At 66.4% G+C, this 15349-nt stretch carries 14 protein-coding genes and 1 pseudogene; 5 read left to right on the top strand and 10 right to left on the bottom strand.

What is annotated here, in order from left to right:
- Positions 1 to 45: 45 nt before the first annotated feature.
- On the bottom strand, positions 46 to 1440 hold the full coding sequence (locus OHB12_RS06815) for an amino acid permease (RefSeq protein WP_327117203.1): 1395 nt from the start codon (positions 1438 to 1440) through the stop codon (positions 46 to 48).
- 550 nt (positions 1441 to 1990) lie between these two features.
- On the opposite strand from OHB12_RS06815, the gene OHB12_RS06810 reads away from it, so the two are divergent.
- The 3 genes from OHB12_RS06810 (at position 1991) to OHB12_RS06800 (ending at position 6533) form a co-directional block, all read left to right on the top strand.
- The gene (locus tag OHB12_RS06810) at positions 1991 to 4198 is read left to right on the top strand and encodes a serine/threonine-protein kinase (protein WP_327117201.1); all 2208 of its coding nucleotides are present in this window, start codon (positions 1991 to 1993) and stop codon (positions 4196 to 4198) included.
- 282 nt (positions 4199 to 4480) lie between these two features.
- Positions 4481 to 5125 (top strand): pentapeptide repeat-containing protein, encoded by a 645-nt coding sequence (locus tag OHB12_RS06805; protein WP_327117199.1) that lies wholly within the window; start codon positions 4481 to 4483, stop codon positions 5123 to 5125.
- Between the two features lie 370 nt (positions 5126 to 5495).
- Entirely contained in the window at positions 5496 to 6533 is a 1038-nt protein-coding gene (locus tag OHB12_RS06800) for a PP2C family protein-serine/threonine phosphatase (RefSeq protein WP_327117197.1), read from the top strand.
- 189 nt (positions 6534 to 6722) lie between these two features.
- Here OHB12_RS06800 and OHB12_RS06795 read toward each other — a convergent pair whose 3' ends face one another.
- Positions 6723 to 8234 (bottom strand): FAD-dependent oxidoreductase, encoded by a 1512-nt coding sequence (locus tag OHB12_RS06795; protein WP_442800076.1) that lies wholly within the window; start codon positions 8232 to 8234, stop codon positions 6723 to 6725.
- Between the two features lie 203 nt (positions 8235 to 8437).
- On the opposite strand from OHB12_RS06795, the pseudogene OHB12_RS06790 reads away from it, so the two are divergent.
- Positions 8438 to 8612: pseudogene (locus tag OHB12_RS06790) on the top strand (CsbD family protein); the annotation flags it as partial.
- A gap of 412 nt (positions 8613 to 9024) precedes the next feature.
- Here the strand turns inward: OHB12_RS06790 and OHB12_RS06785 are convergent.
- From OHB12_RS06785 to OHB12_RS06770, 4 genes are all read right to left on the bottom strand, one after another.
- The gene (locus OHB12_RS06785) at positions 9025 to 9336 is read right to left on the bottom strand and encodes a hypothetical protein (protein WP_327117193.1); all 312 of its coding nucleotides are present in this window, start codon (positions 9334 to 9336) and stop codon (positions 9025 to 9027) included.
- Positions 9333 to 9791, bottom strand: coding sequence for a hypothetical protein (locus OHB12_RS06780; protein WP_327117191.1), 459 nt, complete (start codon positions 9789 to 9791; stop codon positions 9333 to 9335). The genes OHB12_RS06785 and OHB12_RS06780 overlap by 4 nt, the downstream gene beginning before the upstream one ends.
- A gap of 75 nt (positions 9792 to 9866) precedes the next feature.
- On the bottom strand, positions 9867 to 10208 hold the full coding sequence (locus tag OHB12_RS06775) for a hypothetical protein (protein WP_327117189.1): 342 nt from the start codon (positions 10206 to 10208) through the stop codon (positions 9867 to 9869).
- A 223-nt stretch (positions 10209 to 10431) separates the two neighbouring features.
- Positions 10432 to 11370, bottom strand: a complete 939-nt coding sequence (locus OHB12_RS06770) for a glycosyltransferase (RefSeq protein ID WP_327117187.1) — start codon at positions 11368 to 11370, stop codon at positions 10432 to 10434.
- A 213-nt stretch (positions 11371 to 11583) separates the two neighbouring features.
- On the opposite strand from OHB12_RS06770, the gene OHB12_RS06765 reads away from it, so the two are divergent.
- On the top strand, positions 11584 to 12003 hold the full coding sequence (locus OHB12_RS06765) for a CBS domain-containing protein (RefSeq protein ID WP_327117185.1): 420 nt from the start codon (positions 11584 to 11586) through the stop codon (positions 12001 to 12003).
- A gap of 14 nt (positions 12004 to 12017) precedes the next feature.
- On the opposite strand, the gene OHB12_RS06760 is transcribed toward OHB12_RS06765, so the two are convergent.
- The 4 genes from OHB12_RS06760 to OHB12_RS06745 form a co-directional block, all read right to left on the bottom strand.
- The gene (locus OHB12_RS06760; protein WP_327117183.1) at positions 12018 to 12737 is read right to left on the bottom strand and encodes a metallophosphoesterase family protein; all 720 of its coding nucleotides are present in this window, start codon (positions 12735 to 12737) and stop codon (positions 12018 to 12020) included.
- A gap of 5 nt (positions 12738 to 12742) precedes the next feature.
- Positions 12743 to 12997 carry a BON domain-containing protein gene (locus tag OHB12_RS06755; protein ID WP_327117181.1) on the bottom strand — a complete coding sequence of 85 codons (255 nt, stop codon included), beginning with the start codon at positions 12995 to 12997 and terminating at the stop codon, positions 12743 to 12745.
- Positions 12998 to 13561, bottom strand: coding sequence for a nucleotidyltransferase family protein (locus OHB12_RS06750; protein ID WP_327117179.1), 564 nt, complete (start codon positions 13559 to 13561; stop codon positions 12998 to 13000). It abuts the gene before it with no gap.
- Between the two features lie 321 nt (positions 13562 to 13882).
- The gene (locus OHB12_RS06745; protein ID WP_327117177.1) at positions 13883 to 15103 is read right to left on the bottom strand and encodes a glycosyltransferase; all 1221 of its coding nucleotides are present in this window, start codon (positions 15101 to 15103) and stop codon (positions 13883 to 13885) included.
- Positions 15104 to 15349 lie beyond the last annotated feature (246 nt).

Raw genomic sequence — 15349 nt, 5'->3', positions numbered from 1 at the left:
TTTCGTGCTCATTGTGAGATTACCCGACCCAGGAGGGGCGGAGCGTCACTTCCCAACGAGCGTGGAGCGCTTGCGTCCGTAGCCGAAATAGACCGCGGTGCCGACGAGTACCCACACTGCGAACCGCACCCAGGTGAGCGCATCGAGGGTGGTCGCGAGCAATACACAGCCGATGAGCGCGAGAACCGGAATCAGCGGAACGAGCGGGGTGCGGAACGGGCGCTCGCGATCCGGCTCAACCCGGCGCAGCACCAGCACCCCGACACATACCACTGCGAACGCCGACAGCGCGCCGATGTTCACCAACTCGACCACGATATCGATCGGAAGCAGCCCCGCGATCGCCGCGCCGACGCCGCCGAGCAGCAGCGTCAACCGCGCCGGGGTCGAGCGCTTGCCGGTCGCCGCCAGTCGGTACGGGAGCAGCCGGTCGCGGCACATCGCGAACATCAGCCGCACCTGTGCGTACACGATCAACAGTAGCCCTTTGGTGAGGGCGATGATCGAAGCGATCACGATGACGTTGCCGATCCAGCCGATGTGCAGCCCGCCGAACGCGGTCGCGATCGGCGCACCGTTGTTCAGCGACGCGAACGGAACCATTCCGGTGAGCACCGCACTGACCAGCGCGTAGAGCAGAGTGGCGATGAGCACCGTGCCGATGATGGCGAACGGCACGTCCCGGCGTGGTTCACGGGCTTCCTCCGCCGATGCGGCCACGACGTCGAAGCCGAGGAACGCGAAGAACGCGATTGCCGCTCCGCCTATGACGCCGCCGAGCCCGAACGGCGCGTACGGCGTCCAGTTGCCGACGTCGATGTGCGGCGCGCCGACGGCCACCACCAGCACCAGCACGCCGATGGTCACCCCCACGAGGGCCTTGGTGATCCGCGCCGTGAGGGTGACCTCGCCGACCAGCACCGCGACGATCGCGGCGATGATCAGCACGGCGGGCAGGTTCACCACGCCGCCTTCGCCAGGTCCCGCGGCCAGCGCCTTCGGGATGGTGATGCCGAACAGCGAGTCCAGTGCCGACACCGTCGTACCGGACCAGCCGATGGCCACCGCGGCACCGGCGATGACGAACTCCAGCAGCAGGTTCCACCCGACGAGGAACGCCGGGCCTTCGCCGAGCGTCGCGTAGGTGTAGGTGTAGGCGCTGCCGGAGACGGGCACCATTGCCGCGAGCTCGCTGTAGCACAGCGCCACCAGCACGCAGATGGTTCCGGCCAGGGCGAACGACAGCATGATCGCGGGCCCGGCCTTCTCGGCGGCGGCCACGCCGGTGATGACGAAGATCCCCGCACCGACGATGGTTCCGACGCCCATGGCGGTGAGATCGAGTCGTCCGAGCGTGCGCGCGAGCGTGGGCGCGCCTACCTCGATCGTCGCGGTGTCGGGCAGGCGGCGGCGCCATCGCCCAGCTGGTGCGGTGGTCATGACTCCCTCACGAAACGGTCTGCCGTGCGCGGCCGGTGGGCCGAACCGGTAGACCATTGTCGCCGCGTCGGGCGCCGCACCGCTAACGGGGGGTGTCACGGCCATACCGGCCGCGCGGTGCTCAGCTGCTGGACGACGCCGCGAACGGCGTGGCGGCGGGGACCTGCACAGTGCGGTTCGGGTGCCGCCACGGTGCGCCTCCTAGGCGCGCCGCAGTGATCCATGCTCAGCGCTCGGTGGGTCGGAGTCACCGTTTGGAACCACCGCGGTTTTATTCGGGTGCCACGCGTGTCCTGGCACGACACCCGGCGCCACGACCATGCCCTCCGGTTCATGACGTAGTGCACGAGCAGCGCCGGCGGGCCCCAGTGTTCTCCTGAGCATGTTTGCCGTGGCCGATCCCCGCTGTTGCCGCCCATGCGCTTGTTTCGGAGCGATACCCTTGAGCAGGGAGGACTGGTGATAAGGAGATGATGTGGGGCAACTACGGTATCGGGCCGCATCGCGCGTAGCCGCCATGTGATCGCCTGGGGCTGATCTCGAGCTACCTATGCACGAGCCGATCGATCTGGTCGATTCAGCTGAACGAACCCGCACAGCGCTTGCCACTGTCGTGGCACTGTTTTCAGAGGCTTGGGCGTCCGGGTCCCCACCCGACCTGTCGGCATACCTACCCGGTGAACCGGCTCAGCGCCGAACGATCTTGATCGAACTGATCAAGATCGACCTCGAATACCGCTGGCTTCGCTATCACTTTCCCAAACGACTGGTCGAATATCGTGCGGAATTTGCAGAGCTGCAGAACGGTCCGCTTCCAGCCGAGTTGGTCTACGAGGAATTCCACGCTATGCGCCGCGGTTCGCCCGCACCGGCGACCATGATCGCTGAGGCCACCCCCATGGCGGCCGGCCCTGAACTGGCACAGCTCCCGAGCGATTACCGCAGCACGATGATTGCTCGTCCAAGTGCCCAAGTAGCCCTCGACGCCATCGATGTCGGCGACCATGTCGAGGACTTCGACCTCCTGATGAGGATCGGGGCCGGCGCCTTCGCCCAGGTGTATCTCGCTCGGCAACAATCGATGCAGCGACTGGTCGCGGTCAAGATTTCCCACAATCACGGCATCGAGCCGCAGACCCTCGCCCAATTGGACCACGAGTACATCGTGCGCATTTTCGACCAGCGACTCATCGCCGACGGCGAGCTGAAGCTGCTCTATATGCAATACCTACCGGGGGGAACGCTGCTCGATGTGCGGCACTTGCTGCGCTCGACGCCACAGGAGCACCGCAGTGGGCAACTACTGCTCGATGCCGTCGACGAGGTACTCGCGCAGAAGGGCGAGGTTCGGCCCGCAGAATCAGCTGTTCGAACACGGACCGCCGCACTGACGTGGCCGGAGACCATCGCCTGGCTGGGCCGCCGACTCGCGGACGCGCTGCAACACGCATCTGAACGAGGGGTGTTGCATCGAGACATCAAACCCGCGAACGTGCTGTTGAGCGCCGAGGGAATTCCGAAGTTGGCCGACTTCAACGTCAGCTCCAGCAAACGCGTCAAAGGCACAAGTCCCCTGGCCTACTTCGGTGGATCACTGGCGTACATGTCGCCCGAACAGCTCGAAGCCTGCCATCCGGACTTGCTGACGACCGCCGCCGACCTCGACACTCGAAGCGACATCTTCGCGCTGGCCGTCATGCTCTGGGAGTTGCTCACAGGACACCGCCCATTCGCGGACCAAAGGTCCGCCGGCGAGTCGGAGACGTCGCTGGCCCGCATGCTCGAACTGCGGCGCAGACCCGTCGAGTCGAAGTTCCTGGCGGAGCTTCCTTCGGATTGCCCCATGGCGTTGCGTCGAGTGCTGTTGAAGTGTCTGTCGCCCGACCGCGAAGACCGCTACTCGTGCGGCACGGAATTGGCCAAGCAGCTCGACTTGTGCCTCGAGGAAAGGGCCCGCGACCTGGTCTATCCGCCGCCGAACAGTTGGCGGACACGACTTTCCCGACGGCCCACCCCCGTCCTGTGGTCATCTTCGATGGTCGGCGTCGGCCTAGCTCATGTCTACCTGGCTGCGCACCTCCAGGAACTGATCGCCGCGCGCCTGCCCGATGCCACCGCCTCGCAGCTCTACCGGGGCACCACCATTTTCGACCTCTGTGCCTTGCCGCTGTCCGTCCTCGTCTACGTATACATATCGCGTGATTTGCTCGCTGTTCCTCGTGGCTTGCGCCATGGCAGACGCTACGACGAGGTAATGCTCGCGCGGGTGCGGTCGGGAACACTATTTTGGGGCGATCTGTGTGCGATGAACACTCTTCTGTTCGCGGTTCTCGGAACCGTGACGGGGGTGATGCTGCTTGTCCGGTTTACCGACCTCCCGGCGCGGATGCTGGTCCATGCGGCAACGACCGTTCTGGTGGCGGGCACAATCTCGGTTGCCTACACGTTTTTCCTTTCGACGTTCTACGTCGTCCGCTGTGTTTATCCCATCTATTTGCGCCACGGCCGCACCACGGCGCGCGACTCCGCAAATCTTCGCGCGCTGCGTCGAAGAACCACGGTCTATCTTGCGGTGACGGCGTCAGTGCCGCTGGTTGGGGTGCTGGCCGGATTCAGTGCCCTCGAACCTGCGGAGCTTCCGCTCGTGCGCGACTCGGTTCTGGGGTTGTGCGCGGCCTCCGGGCTCGCGTTCATCGCCGTCTATTGGTTGTTCAGAAAGCTGGATGCAGACCTGCGCGCGCTCGAACGGGTGGCCTAGCAATTTTGCTGCACCCATGCGCCTCGGCCGCCGCCCTGCGTGGCCGGGTCGAAAGTTGTTCATACAGTGTTGTCCGAGAATGTGAGCAGCTCCGATGTTTCAGACGAGCGGCACCGATCGGACGCCGACGACCAAAAGGAATTGTCCTGCGCACCCGCGCCGGTCGGTTGGACGCGATCGCCGAGTGGGTCCCATGGCCGCACCCAGCCCCGCCGAAGCTGTCGGTGCCGACCGCCATACTCGCGAGGCGACCGGACCACCGCGACGAACCTGGAGGAGCGCATGCCGCGTGAGCTCGACGACCTGCCCTACGCCCAATACCTCACGGCAGTGGGGGGCGACCTCGAGCCCGAAGGCGACTACGACTGTGTGTGGCTGGACGGCGGCCGGTTCGACGACCTCGACGTGCCGAACGCGCGGTTCAGCGAATCCGCGTTCACCTCGATGGTGATCAACCGGGGAAGCATGCGGTACACCCGGTTCACCGACGTTTGGCTGCGCCATGTCCGCTGGGTGGGAACCGAACTCGCCGACACGGTCTGGATGGACGGTGAGCTGGTCGCCGGTGCTCTGTCCGGTGTCGATTTCGCGGGCGCGAACCTGCGACGAGTGCGATTCGAGGGCTGCAAGTTCGACTCGGTCAACTTCCGCAGCGCCCGGCTGCGCGAGGTCTCCTTCATCGACTGTGTGCTGCGCGACTGCGATTTCGGCGATGCCGAACTCACGAAGGTCACCGTTCCCGGATCGATGCTGGGCGGGCTATCGCTGAACAAGGCCCGGCTGTCGAAGGTGGACCTGCGTGGTGCGGCGGGCCTCGACATCACCGACGGACTCGACGCCCTGCGTGGCGCCACGATCAGCGGCATGCAGCTGATCGACCTCGCGCCTGCCTTCGCGAGGGCTATCGGTGTCACCGTCGCGGACTGACGTGCCCGGTCGACCTACCGCTTGGTGGAACTCCCTGGCGGAGGCCATCCTGCGCCCGGTGTGGTCCTGCGGCGAGTGCCGTCCGTCGTCGACGCGCCAAACTGTTTGCCTGTCTCTTATGTCCGATATCGGACACCACGCCGGTCACGGCAGGATCTCGATCGAACCGACACTGGGATCTGCCTCCGGGAACGCTCCCGTACTATTCCGAGCGGAGTCGCCGGGCCGGGGAGATGAAGGAGGACGGTGTGGAACCTCGCACCAGCAACGGGCCACTATGGAAACGGCCGGGCGGACTGCACACGAAGAGCGCTGCGGCTTCCGCCGCCGCGTCCGTATCGATGGGAGTGCGCAGCCCGAGGACACGCCGATGAGCGATGAGGGGATCGACCTACGTTGCGCGGGGTGCGCCGCCGTCCGCTTGGACAGCAACGTCTGCCCGGCGTGCGGACGCGAACTCGGGTACCGGTTCGTCGCGCTGCCGAGCCACGATCCGAGTCCACCTGGCCCGTGCGCGGGCTGCGGCAGCGACCGCTACGACGCCGAAGGACGCTGCGCGGAATGTCGTCGGCCGCAAGCACTTCGAGATCGCTGCGAGGCCGATCTCGGGTCGGTCGCGGTAATCACCGATCGCGGCCTCGTCCATGAGCGCAATGAGGACGCGGTCGCAGCGGCTGTGATCGATGGCGCGACCGCTGGGGCGGCCGGAGTCACCGTGATAGCGGTGAGTGACGGCGTGTCCACCTCCACGCAGCCGCAAGTGGCCTCTGGTGCCGCGGTCCGAGCAGGCGTGCACGCGACCGTCACCGCACTCGCGGGCGGGCAGGCCCCGACCGAGGCGATCATGACCGGGCTCGCGTCGGCGGCGCAGGCGGTTCGCGATGTCGACGTCGCAGACGGCCCGGCTCCATCGTGCACCTACGTCTGCGCGATCGTGCCGCATGCCGCGGAGACGGCCGAGATCACCATCGCCAACGTCGGTGACAGCCGGGCTTATTGGCTGCGGGCCGAGTCTGCGGACGGGCCGGGGAATGCGCCGTCGCAGCGGCTGAGCGCCGACGATTCGTGGGCCCAAGCCCTCGTCGACGCGGGCGCTATGGACGAGCGCGCAGCCATGAACGATCCACGTGCGCATACCCTGATCCGCTGGCTCGGCGCAGACAGCCCGCTCCGGCCGTGGGCGGACAATTGCGTGCGGACGATACGCACCGCAGGTCCAGGTGTGTTGCTGCTGTGCTCCGACGGCCTATGGAACTACCTGCCCGCCCCGACCGCCCTGGCGGGCCCGGCCACAGCGGGCGTACCCATGGCGGCGGCCCGCGGCCTCGTCGAGTTCGCGTTGCGCGCCGGCGGTGGTGACAACATCACCGCCGCAGTGGCTTCGGTTCCGCAATGCGACGGACGATGAATATCGTGCTCGCGCCGCATCTGGAGGCCTGTCGCCGCGCGGGAAGCGGGCCGCGGCAAGGACGCATACGGCGCGTTCGGCATTGCGGGCTTGGACACGGTGCCGCGCGAGGCGACGCCCAGAATCGGGCTGTGGCTCGACGTCTCGAGGTGGCGGAGCCGATCTGAGCGAGCGGGCCCGTGAACTCGGTCAGCGCGGGTCCTCCGAGGAGTGAAAGACGGTGAGTGGCTTGGTGGCCGGCCCTTCCAGCAGCGTCCCGTCGGGTGCGAACCGTGAGCCGTGCAACGGGCAGTCCCAGGTGCACTCGGCGTCGTTCCAGTGCACGATGCCATACAGGTGCGGACACACCGCGGACAGACGGGTGGTGGTGCCGTCGACCGTGCAGGTGGCGGTGGGCCGCAGACCGTGTCGTTCGACGGAGCCGCCGCCTTCGGCGGGAACCTCGCCGTAGCTGGAGCCATTCACAACGACCCGCAGCCAGTCTGCCGAAAGGTACCGGGCGACTGCGGTATTCACGCGGGCCGCGGCGGGAAGCGCTTTCAGCTCGTCCGGACGCCAGCTGGCGAACACTCCGGACCAGCGCGGTGGTTTGCCGGTGAGCCTCCCGGCCAGTGCGATGCTGGCCGCGACACCGTTGGTCATGCCCCACTTGGCGTAGCCGGTGGCCACCAGGATGCGCTCCATGCCGGGCAGCAAGGGCCCGGCGTAGGGCAGCTCACCGACCGGAGCGTAATCCTGGGCCGACCACTGGTAGATCGGATCGGCGGTGGGGAACCAGGTCTGCGTCCAGCTCACCAGGTCGGCGGCTTTCGCGCGCGTCGAGCCGCCGCGGCCGACCACGTGGCCGTTGCCGCCGACCAGCAGCAGATCGCCGTCCGGTTCCGGGGCGTAGCGCAGCGACCGGGTGGGTTGTCCCGCGCTGATATACATGTCGTGCGGAATGGATTCGTCCACGCGGAAAGCGGCCAGATACGAGCGCTGCGGGGTGAGCCGCGCGAAGAACCCGCCGCGGTCCAGAATCGGTGTGCCCGTGGCGAGGACGACGGTGCCCGCGGCCAGGTCGCCGTGCTCGGTCGCCACCACAAGGTCGCCATCTCGGTCGTGGTGCACGGCCTGGGCGAGCGTCGATTCGAAGATCGGCGCGGCATGGGATTCAACCTCGGCGGCCAGCGCGGCCAGCAGTTTCATCGGGTCGACCTGCGCCTGGTCGGGCAGCCGTACCGCGCCGTAGCTGGGGAAGGGCAAGTCGAGTTCGTCGACCAGTTCGGTGGGCAGCCCCGCCTTTTGGGTCGCGGCGTATTCAGTTCGCACCGAGGACTTTTCGGCCTCCGTCTGCGCATAGGTGTATGCCGTCGCCTGCTGCACCGGCACCCCACGCTGAGCGCAGAAGCGCAGCAACCACTTCTGCCCTTCGCGATTGGCGTCGACATAGGCGCGGACGGTGCGGTCGGCATGGTGGCGTGCGATCTGCTGTGCGCGAGTTCCCTGGAGAAGGCTGATCTTTCCGGTCGTGGCGCCGGTCGTGCCCGCGCCGACACGCCGACCTTCGACCACCGCCACCTGGACGCCACCCTGTGCGAGCAGCAATGCGGTGACCAGACCGGTGAGCCCGGCGCCGATCACGACGGTGTCGAAGCGCGATCCGGGCGTCAGCCGCAACCGCGCCGGCACCTGGGCATCATGCAACCACAATGACGTCATGGGTGCGGCATAGCCGGTCCCGACGTGCTGAAACGCACCCGGCAAAATATGCGTACACGCCGGTTCGTGTCGAATGTATTTCTGCTCATCCCGCGTGCCGGCCAAATATTCGGCGGTCGCCATCCAGAACTCCGAAAGCGTGGAGTCCTGATTGAGCCTGTGTATCCCGGGTACGCGATCGATGTACACCTGATAACCGGTAGGCCGCCGGAACGGTCTTCGGAAATGACGATCTGCGGGACGAGGGCAAGGCCCAGCAGGACAAGGCCGGATCTCAACGCGAAGCCGCGCAGAAGGAGCCGGCCGCCGAGAAGGAACGCGCCCGAAGCGGCGGTCGACGAAAAGCGTCAGCGCGCCTACCAGAGCGGACAGCGGTAGTCTACGTCGGTGGTGACGGATGGGTTGTCCGGCTTTCGCCGGACTACCCTCGCGTTCCGACCGAGCCGCCGACGAATTATCCGGAGTACACCAAATTATGCAGATCGCGCCGCGGTGTGCAGAAGTGCCGCTTCGGTAGCCTCGTGTACAGCGAGCAAGCGCGCCAACTCCTCTAGCGGTTCCCGCCGTTCGGCGTCCGATGTCGACAGCATTTCATCGACCAATTCGCGCATTCTCCTGTGTTGCATAAGCAATAAATCGACGACGTTCTGGTGGTGGCGCGTTGTCATACTTTTTCCTCACTGTTCCACGTGTTCTACTGCCGGTCGGCAGTGGCCGCTACCTCGGCGGCATCGATCAAGACCGGGATCCAGGTCAGCGCCCAACCCGCCCCGAACCGCGGCGCAACCAGCTATTCGGGCAGGAGGACACCCGAGAGGTCCGCCTCGCGGATCGGCGTGCTCGGATTGGCCTGCACCGAGCACATCGCTTCGATCGCGGCGGTCACGCCGTCGATGGTGCGGTCGTCGCTCGGTGACGGGTCGCCATTGCGTTCCTCCAGGAATTTCGTGACCGTAATGCGTTGCTTGTCCGCGTCCTGGGCGACGAACTCGCTGCATTTGGTGTCGCCGCCGCGATTCACCACCTTCTTCGTCTCGTCACCGCAGCCGACCACAGCAGCAGTGGTGACCAGGCACGCCGCTATCGCACATGCCGCTCTCATCGGCCGAATCCCGCGAGCCCCGAGGCGAGATCCGGAATGTCGAGCACCTCGAGGGCCTGCTGACGCACATCCGGGCAGTTCTGAGTGGTGATAGCGTCGACGACCGAGCGGTCGCGGATGACAGTGTCGTTCAGGCCTCCGTTGCGGGCGGCCCAATTGTGCACGGTGCCATTGAAACTCACCTTGCCGACCGTGGGGCCTTGGTCACGCCAGTGGTCGATTTCCGGACGGATCATGTCGCACAACTGTTTCGCCGCCCCGGAGGTGATCTGGTCGGTGTCGGGCACCTGCGACGAACCCGGTGTGGGCATCGTGATCGAAACAGTGGCATCGGTCGGGGAGGTGGGCGCGGAATCGACGTCCTTGTCATCCGTGCACCCGACCAGGGCCGGCGCCGTCACAAACACACCGGTGATCAGCAAGGCGCGCGTCGCACGGTAGCGATGGTGTGTCATGTCATCTCCTCCGAATCGAAAACGCCGATAACGCACAGCGTTACGATTTCGCATACCCCGCTCGACCGCGACAAATCAGTGGCCGCCTGGATCAGTCAGCGCGCGTCCTTCGCGCGCCTTGACCTTCCGATGCTCGGCGATGGTCAGGAAGGCTCCGGCGAGCAGACACACCGCGGCGACAATGCCTCCGATGATGGCCCAGCCTTCGAAGCCGTAACCCGCGGCGGTCAAGGTGAGCGCGACGGTGACGACGCCGACCCCGACGAGGATTATCCCGGGCCAATTACGAGCGTCTTCGATGGATTCGCCCGCATGACTCCGGGCGGTTCTCGCGTGGTCCGGGAAGCTGTGCTTCCGGGGCAGACCGTGCTCGGCAGGGTCGTATCGCTGAGTCGGCTCATCGGGTCCGGGAAGCATAAGGATGTCCTTTCGTCCTGACTTCGAACGGGGTGTTCGACCGGATACCCCGTTCGAAGCGAACCAACCGGTGTCCGCATGAGCCGTTCGGTGGCGGCCCAGCGACTTCGGCGAGATCGGAAGGAAGGTCACCGTCTCGGTACGCCAGGCGACCGCTCGCACGGCGTGCCCGGTCAACAGAACGTCGCCCGCGCTGTCCAGCCGGGCCACCAGGACTGCTCGCTCATCCGCCCTGTCCATCGGCGATGTAGGTCAGCAGGCGATCCCACCTTGCGACGAACTCGTCGATGCCGAAGTTGGCTTGCGCCCAATGCCGGGCGGCCTTGCCGGTCAGCTGGGCGAACATCGGTTCGTGCAGGAACAGCCGGATCGCCTCGGCGAGGATGCCCGGTTCGGTAGACACGACACCGGCCTCGGCCGGGATCGACGCCGAGGCCTCGGTGGTGCCGAGCGCCACGATCGGCATCCCGAGGTACATCGCCTCGATCACCGACATACCCAGGGATGTCCAGCGTGGAACGTGCACGAATACCCGTCGGCGAGCCAGCTCGACGTGCAGGCGGTCCTGCGTGAAGTCGCCTACACCGCACACCCGTTGAGGGGCGACCCGAAGTGCCCTGTGCAGACCCTCTGTGCCCATTCCGTAGACGTCGATCGGTGTGGCGTCGGACAGCGGACCGAGCAGGTCGGTGCCGGTGATCCGCCAGCGCCGCACCGGCTCGTTGATGATGGTGGCGGCACGCGGGAGTTCTCCGGTGTAGAGATGCCCTGGATCGAGCACGCCGTGCGGGATGACCGTGGTCGGGCACCGACCGTTGTCCCACATCAGCCGATTGAAGTGTGTGACGTGCACGAGCTGGATGTCGGCGCGGTCAGCCAGGACATGCCGGGTGAGCGTCGCGTGCTCGTGCGGCGTGTCGTGCTCGACGTAGATCGCGGGCAGGTCGGAGCCGGGGGACCGGCGCAGCCATTCCGAAACCAGGTCCAATTCGTGCGGACGTTGCAGGACAACGACATCGATGTCTTCGTCGGCGAGGTCGGCCGGTGCGATCTCGATGGCATTGCCGGGCCAGGCGCGACCGCAGCGGCCCCGCGCCCAATCGCCGAGCTCGGCGTCATACGGCAACAGATATCGGTGGCGCCCCTGTACGAACGAGGTCATCCAGAAGCCGTGCACATGCCAGACGAGGACGTTCAGAGATCTCGTCGCCCCGTTCGAATGAGTCGTCGGAGCTTCCATATCCGCCGAATGCCCGCGCCACAACGTCCGAAACGCGAGCGCAGGCGAACGTGTACATGTGTCAGACCCGGGTACGCGGACAACGAGTGGCCGGACGGCCGGCGCACTTGTACGGCACGAGGAGGAGGAACTCTGATGACAATCGCGCGCGAAATCATGTCCGTGGACGTCCAATGTGTGCGCTCCAGCGACTCTGTCGTCGCTGCGGCGCAACGGATGGCGGAGCTGAACGTGGGGGCGCTGCCGATCTGCGGCGAGGACGATCGGCTGAAAGGCATGCTGACCGACCGCGATATCGTGCTGAAGGTGGTCGCGGAACGCAAAGACCCGCTCGGCGTGGACGCGGGCGAACTCGCCGAAGGCGTGCCGGTGACCGTGGACGCGACCGACGACGTGCGCAAAGTCATGTCGGTGATGTCGCAGTATCAGGTACGGCGCGTGCCGGTCCTGGAGAACCACCGTCTGGTCGGCATCATCGCGCAGGCCGACGTCGCGACGTCGCTCGGCAACGCCGAGTCGGGTAGCACGGTCGAGGCGGTCTCGACCGACTTCTGATCCGGCTGCCCCGATCAGGCCCCATCCGGGTGCAGTTCGTAGACCGCGTACGCCGAACGGATCACCGGTTGGGCCACGTTGCGCACTCGGATGCCGCCCGGGGTGGTGCCCCGTTCGGCGCCGGCATGCGCATGGCCGTGCAGTGCGAGATCGGCGCCGGTCGCGTCGATAGCCTCACCGAGTAGGTAGGAGCCGAGGAATGGGTAGATCTCCCGCGGTTCACCATGCAAGGTGTCACTGACAGGGGAGTAGTGCGTCAGCGCGATCGTGACGTCGGCGCTCGATTCGGCCAGGGCACTGCTCAGCGATCCTGCGAGATCCACAGTATGTGCGGCGAATTCGCGCATCAGGCGCTCGCCGAAAACGCTGGCACACTTTCCGGCGAACCCACCGCCGAAGCCCTTGGTACCCGCGACGCCCAGACTGTGTCCGTCGATATCGAAGCGCGCCGCCGTTCCCTCCAGCACCGTGATGCCGTGGTCGGTCAGTAGCTTCACAATGTCTTGCTCGACGTCGCTGTGGTGGTCGTGGTTGCCGAGCACCGAGACGACCGGGACACCGATGCCGCTGAACTCCGCCGCAACGACCCCGGCTTCCTCCAGCGTGCCGTGCCTGGTCAAGTCGCCTGCCAGCAGGAGGATGTCCGCGCGCTCGGGCAGATCCAGCATCGCGGGCCGGTATTGACCGCGTGACTCCGCACCCAAATGGACATCGCCGACTGCCGCGATTCGCATTCCGTTCAGCCCCTTCCGAGATCTTCGCTGTCAGCGGGCGCGGCGAGGTGGGTGACGTGAACGTCGTTGTGGATCCGCGCTTGCGGAAGCTGTTCGCGCACTATCGTTTCCACTTGCTGTTTGACGCGCTCGCTGCTCACTTCGCCGCCGAGCACTACCACGTCGCCGCGGATCGTCACGTGCACGCCGAGTTCGGCGGTCCGCGGATCCTCGGCGAGCGCCCTGCGCAGGTGCGCGACAAGGTACTGGGGTTGTTCCATTCACTTCACCTTCCCCGTATCGGTGATGCCGAGGTCGTCGAGCAGCCCGAGAAACGCCCTGGCGTACGGGGACACGGCGGTCCGCTCGCGCACTGCCGCCCAGTCCACCTGTTCGCGCACGTCACGCGCTGTGTGCAGCAGCGGGCTCAGGTCGAGCCGGTGCGCATCGAAGACCAGCATCTTGTCCACCATGAGATCGGTGCCGCTGATCACCGGCGCCGCTGCGGGCCCGATCCGCATTACGGTCGCGCGGTCGAGCAATTCGTCGGTCACTTCTCGGTTGTTCGGCCGGAAGATCACGTCGATCAGAACATCGCCGTCGTACACCTTGCGCAGCCAATCCTCTGGCGGATCGCACACTCGTAATCCGCTGCGGGCCAACGTCCGCATGGCCTGCGACACGTCCTCCGGTTTGACGAAGATGTCCACATCGTGCTGGCTGACCGGGCCGCCGCGCGCATATATCGCGCACCCACCCGCGACCGCGAACTTGATACCGGCGCCGGACAGCGCGTTCACCGCGCGGGTCAGCGCGTGCAGCAGTTGGTCGATCGTCGCTGCCATGCTGCGGTGGTACCCGGGGAATGCCGGGTTAATCGTGCGCTGACCGGGTCAGCGACCACGTGCCGGCAGACCGCCACGGGCTGAATCGGCGGCCGTCCGTAGGTCGATTCGACAAGGAAGGAGCGCGGGCAACGCCCAAGACAACCGCACGTGGTGACGCAAAGACGTCCGAGTTGCCGAGCGCATTGTCACAGTCGGGGGACAAGGCACAGCGGACCTTGCGAATCCGTTCTCCGGCTTGCCCCGGTCGATGATCAGGGGGCGTGCCTCCTGCCTGCTGCTCGGCGGTCGCCTCGCCGAGGCGGGAGGCGCCTCCGGTGATCAAGACATTGCCGATTCCTGTTCCTTTGCCGACGAGACGACATCACCCGCGCGCGTTGGTGCGGCCTCGTGGTAGGCGGTCAGTGTTTCCATTGCGATCCGATCCCAGCCGTAGCGGCCCGCGGCCCGCCGATATCCCGCAGCGCCCCAGGTGTCACGCAGAGTGGCGTCGTCGAGCAAGGGGCGCACGGCGCGCGCCACGGCGATCGGCTCGGGCGGCGCGACCAGACGTCCGGTCACCCCGTCGATCACAGTGTCGAGCATGCCGCCCACCGCGGTCGCGACCACGGGTTTGCGGCACGCCATCGCCTCCAGCGGGACCATCCCGAACGGCTCGTACGACGGCGTGCACAGCACCACGTCAGCGGAGCGATACCAGCGCGGCAGCTGTGCGCGTGCGACCGGTCCAAGCAACCGAACCCGCTCCTGCACACCGTAATCCACGGCGATCTGGCGCAGCCGTCCACGCTCGCTGTCGTCGGCGGCGCCGCCCGCGATCACCAATTCCGTGTCAGGCAGTTCCTGCAGTGCCTTGATCGAGGTGTCGAACCCATTGTGCGGCACCAAGCGCCCCACCGCGAGCAGCCGATGCGGACGACCGCGTTCGGCTGTGGGTCCTTCGGGCGTGAACGTCGACAGGTCGACCCCACACGGCACGATAGAGGTCCGGATCCGTGGGACACCCATTCTGTTCAACTCGACTATCTCATCGGCGGAGGTGGCCAGGATGTGCGCCGCGCGCGCGGCGATCAATCGTTCGAACCGGACGCGGGCACGCGGGCTGGCATCGACCAGGCCCTGATAACGCCGCTGCACTGTGCCGAGTATGTGAAACGTGAGCACGACAGGGATACTGTGTGTCCGCGCCGCCAACTCAGCGGCCAACCCCGACATCCAGAAGTGGGCGTGCACGATGTCGGGTTTCTCCACCGCCCAGTGCCTCTGCAGGAACGTACCGAATTCGCCGAGATACGGCAGAATCTGGTCTTTCGCGAGCGGCTTCGGTGGGCCCGCCGGTACATGGACGACTCGGTAGCCCGCCGCTGTGCGCACCTCCCGCTCGTCCGCTGGATTGTCCCACCGGGTGTAGACCGTGACGTCGTGCCCCCGTCTGGCGCATGCCGCCGACAGTTCGGCGACATGGACATTCTGTCCCCCTGCGTCGACGCCGCCGAGCTGCGCCAAAGGGCTCGCGTGGTCGGAAACCATGGCAATTTTCACGATGCGCTCCGTTCTCCTCCAGGGGTGCGGCGCGGCGGGGAGCGACAGTGCGTGTTGCCCTCGGCCGGGTGGGAATGCGCGGATCCGGATTTGTGCCGGATATGCCCTCGGCGATACCGACCGAAACAATGCGCGGCGGCCGGCCGCGGCGTTCCCGGTCCGCCCACGATCGATCGGAAAGGACCACCGGCTGGGCGGCCGCGGATGACACGGTTGTTTGCCTCGGCCGTATGCGGGCAGTCGACA

The sequence above is a fragment of the Nocardia sp. NBC_01730 genome, from assembly GCF_035920445.1.
Taxonomy (GTDB): Bacteria; Actinomycetota; Actinomycetes; order Mycobacteriales; family Mycobacteriaceae; genus Nocardia.
Note: the sequence above shows the minus strand (reverse complement) of the source record. Positions and strands in the feature narration are given on the sequence as shown.

Coding starts and splice junctions, on each gene's coding strand:
- OHB12_RS06815 (WP_327117203.1), bottom strand. CDS start 1,440: ATGACCACCGCACCAGCTGGGCGATGGCGCCGCCGCCTGCCCGACACC.
- OHB12_RS06760 (WP_327117183.1), bottom strand. CDS start 12,737: ATGCGAATCGCGGCAGTCGGCGATGTCCATTTGGGTGCGGAGTCACGC.
- OHB12_RS06780 (WP_327117191.1), bottom strand. CDS start 9,791: ATGACACACCATCGCTACCGTGCGACGCGCGCCTTGCTGATCACCGGT.
- OHB12_RS06755 (WP_327117181.1), bottom strand. CDS start 12,997: ATGGAACAACCCCAGTACCTTGTCGCGCACCTGCGCAGGGCGCTCGCC.
- OHB12_RS06795 (WP_442800076.1), bottom strand. CDS start 8,234: ATGACGTCATTGTGGTTGCATGATGCCCAGGTGCCGGCGCGGTTGCGG.
- OHB12_RS06765 (WP_327117185.1), top strand. CDS start 11,584: ATGACAATCGCGCGCGAAATCATGTCCGTGGACGTCCAATGTGTGCGC.
- OHB12_RS06785 (WP_327117193.1), bottom strand. CDS start 9,336: ATGAGAGCGGCATGTGCGATAGCGGCGTGCCTGGTCACCACTGCTGCT.
- OHB12_RS06805 (WP_327117199.1), top strand. CDS start 4,481: ATGCCGCGTGAGCTCGACGACCTGCCCTACGCCCAATACCTCACGGCA.
- OHB12_RS06800 (WP_327117197.1), top strand. CDS start 5,496: ATGAGCGATGAGGGGATCGACCTACGTTGCGCGGGGTGCGCCGCCGTC.
- OHB12_RS06775 (WP_327117189.1), bottom strand. CDS start 10,208: ATGCTTCCCGGACCCGATGAGCCGACTCAGCGATACGACCCTGCCGAG.
- OHB12_RS06810 (WP_327117201.1), top strand. CDS start 1,991: ATGCACGAGCCGATCGATCTGGTCGATTCAGCTGAACGAACCCGCACA.
- OHB12_RS06750 (WP_327117179.1), bottom strand. CDS start 13,561: ATGGCAGCGACGATCGACCAACTGCTGCACGCGCTGACCCGCGCGGTG.
- OHB12_RS06770 (WP_327117187.1), bottom strand. CDS start 11,370: ATGACCTCGTTCGTACAGGGGCGCCACCGATATCTGTTGCCGTATGAC.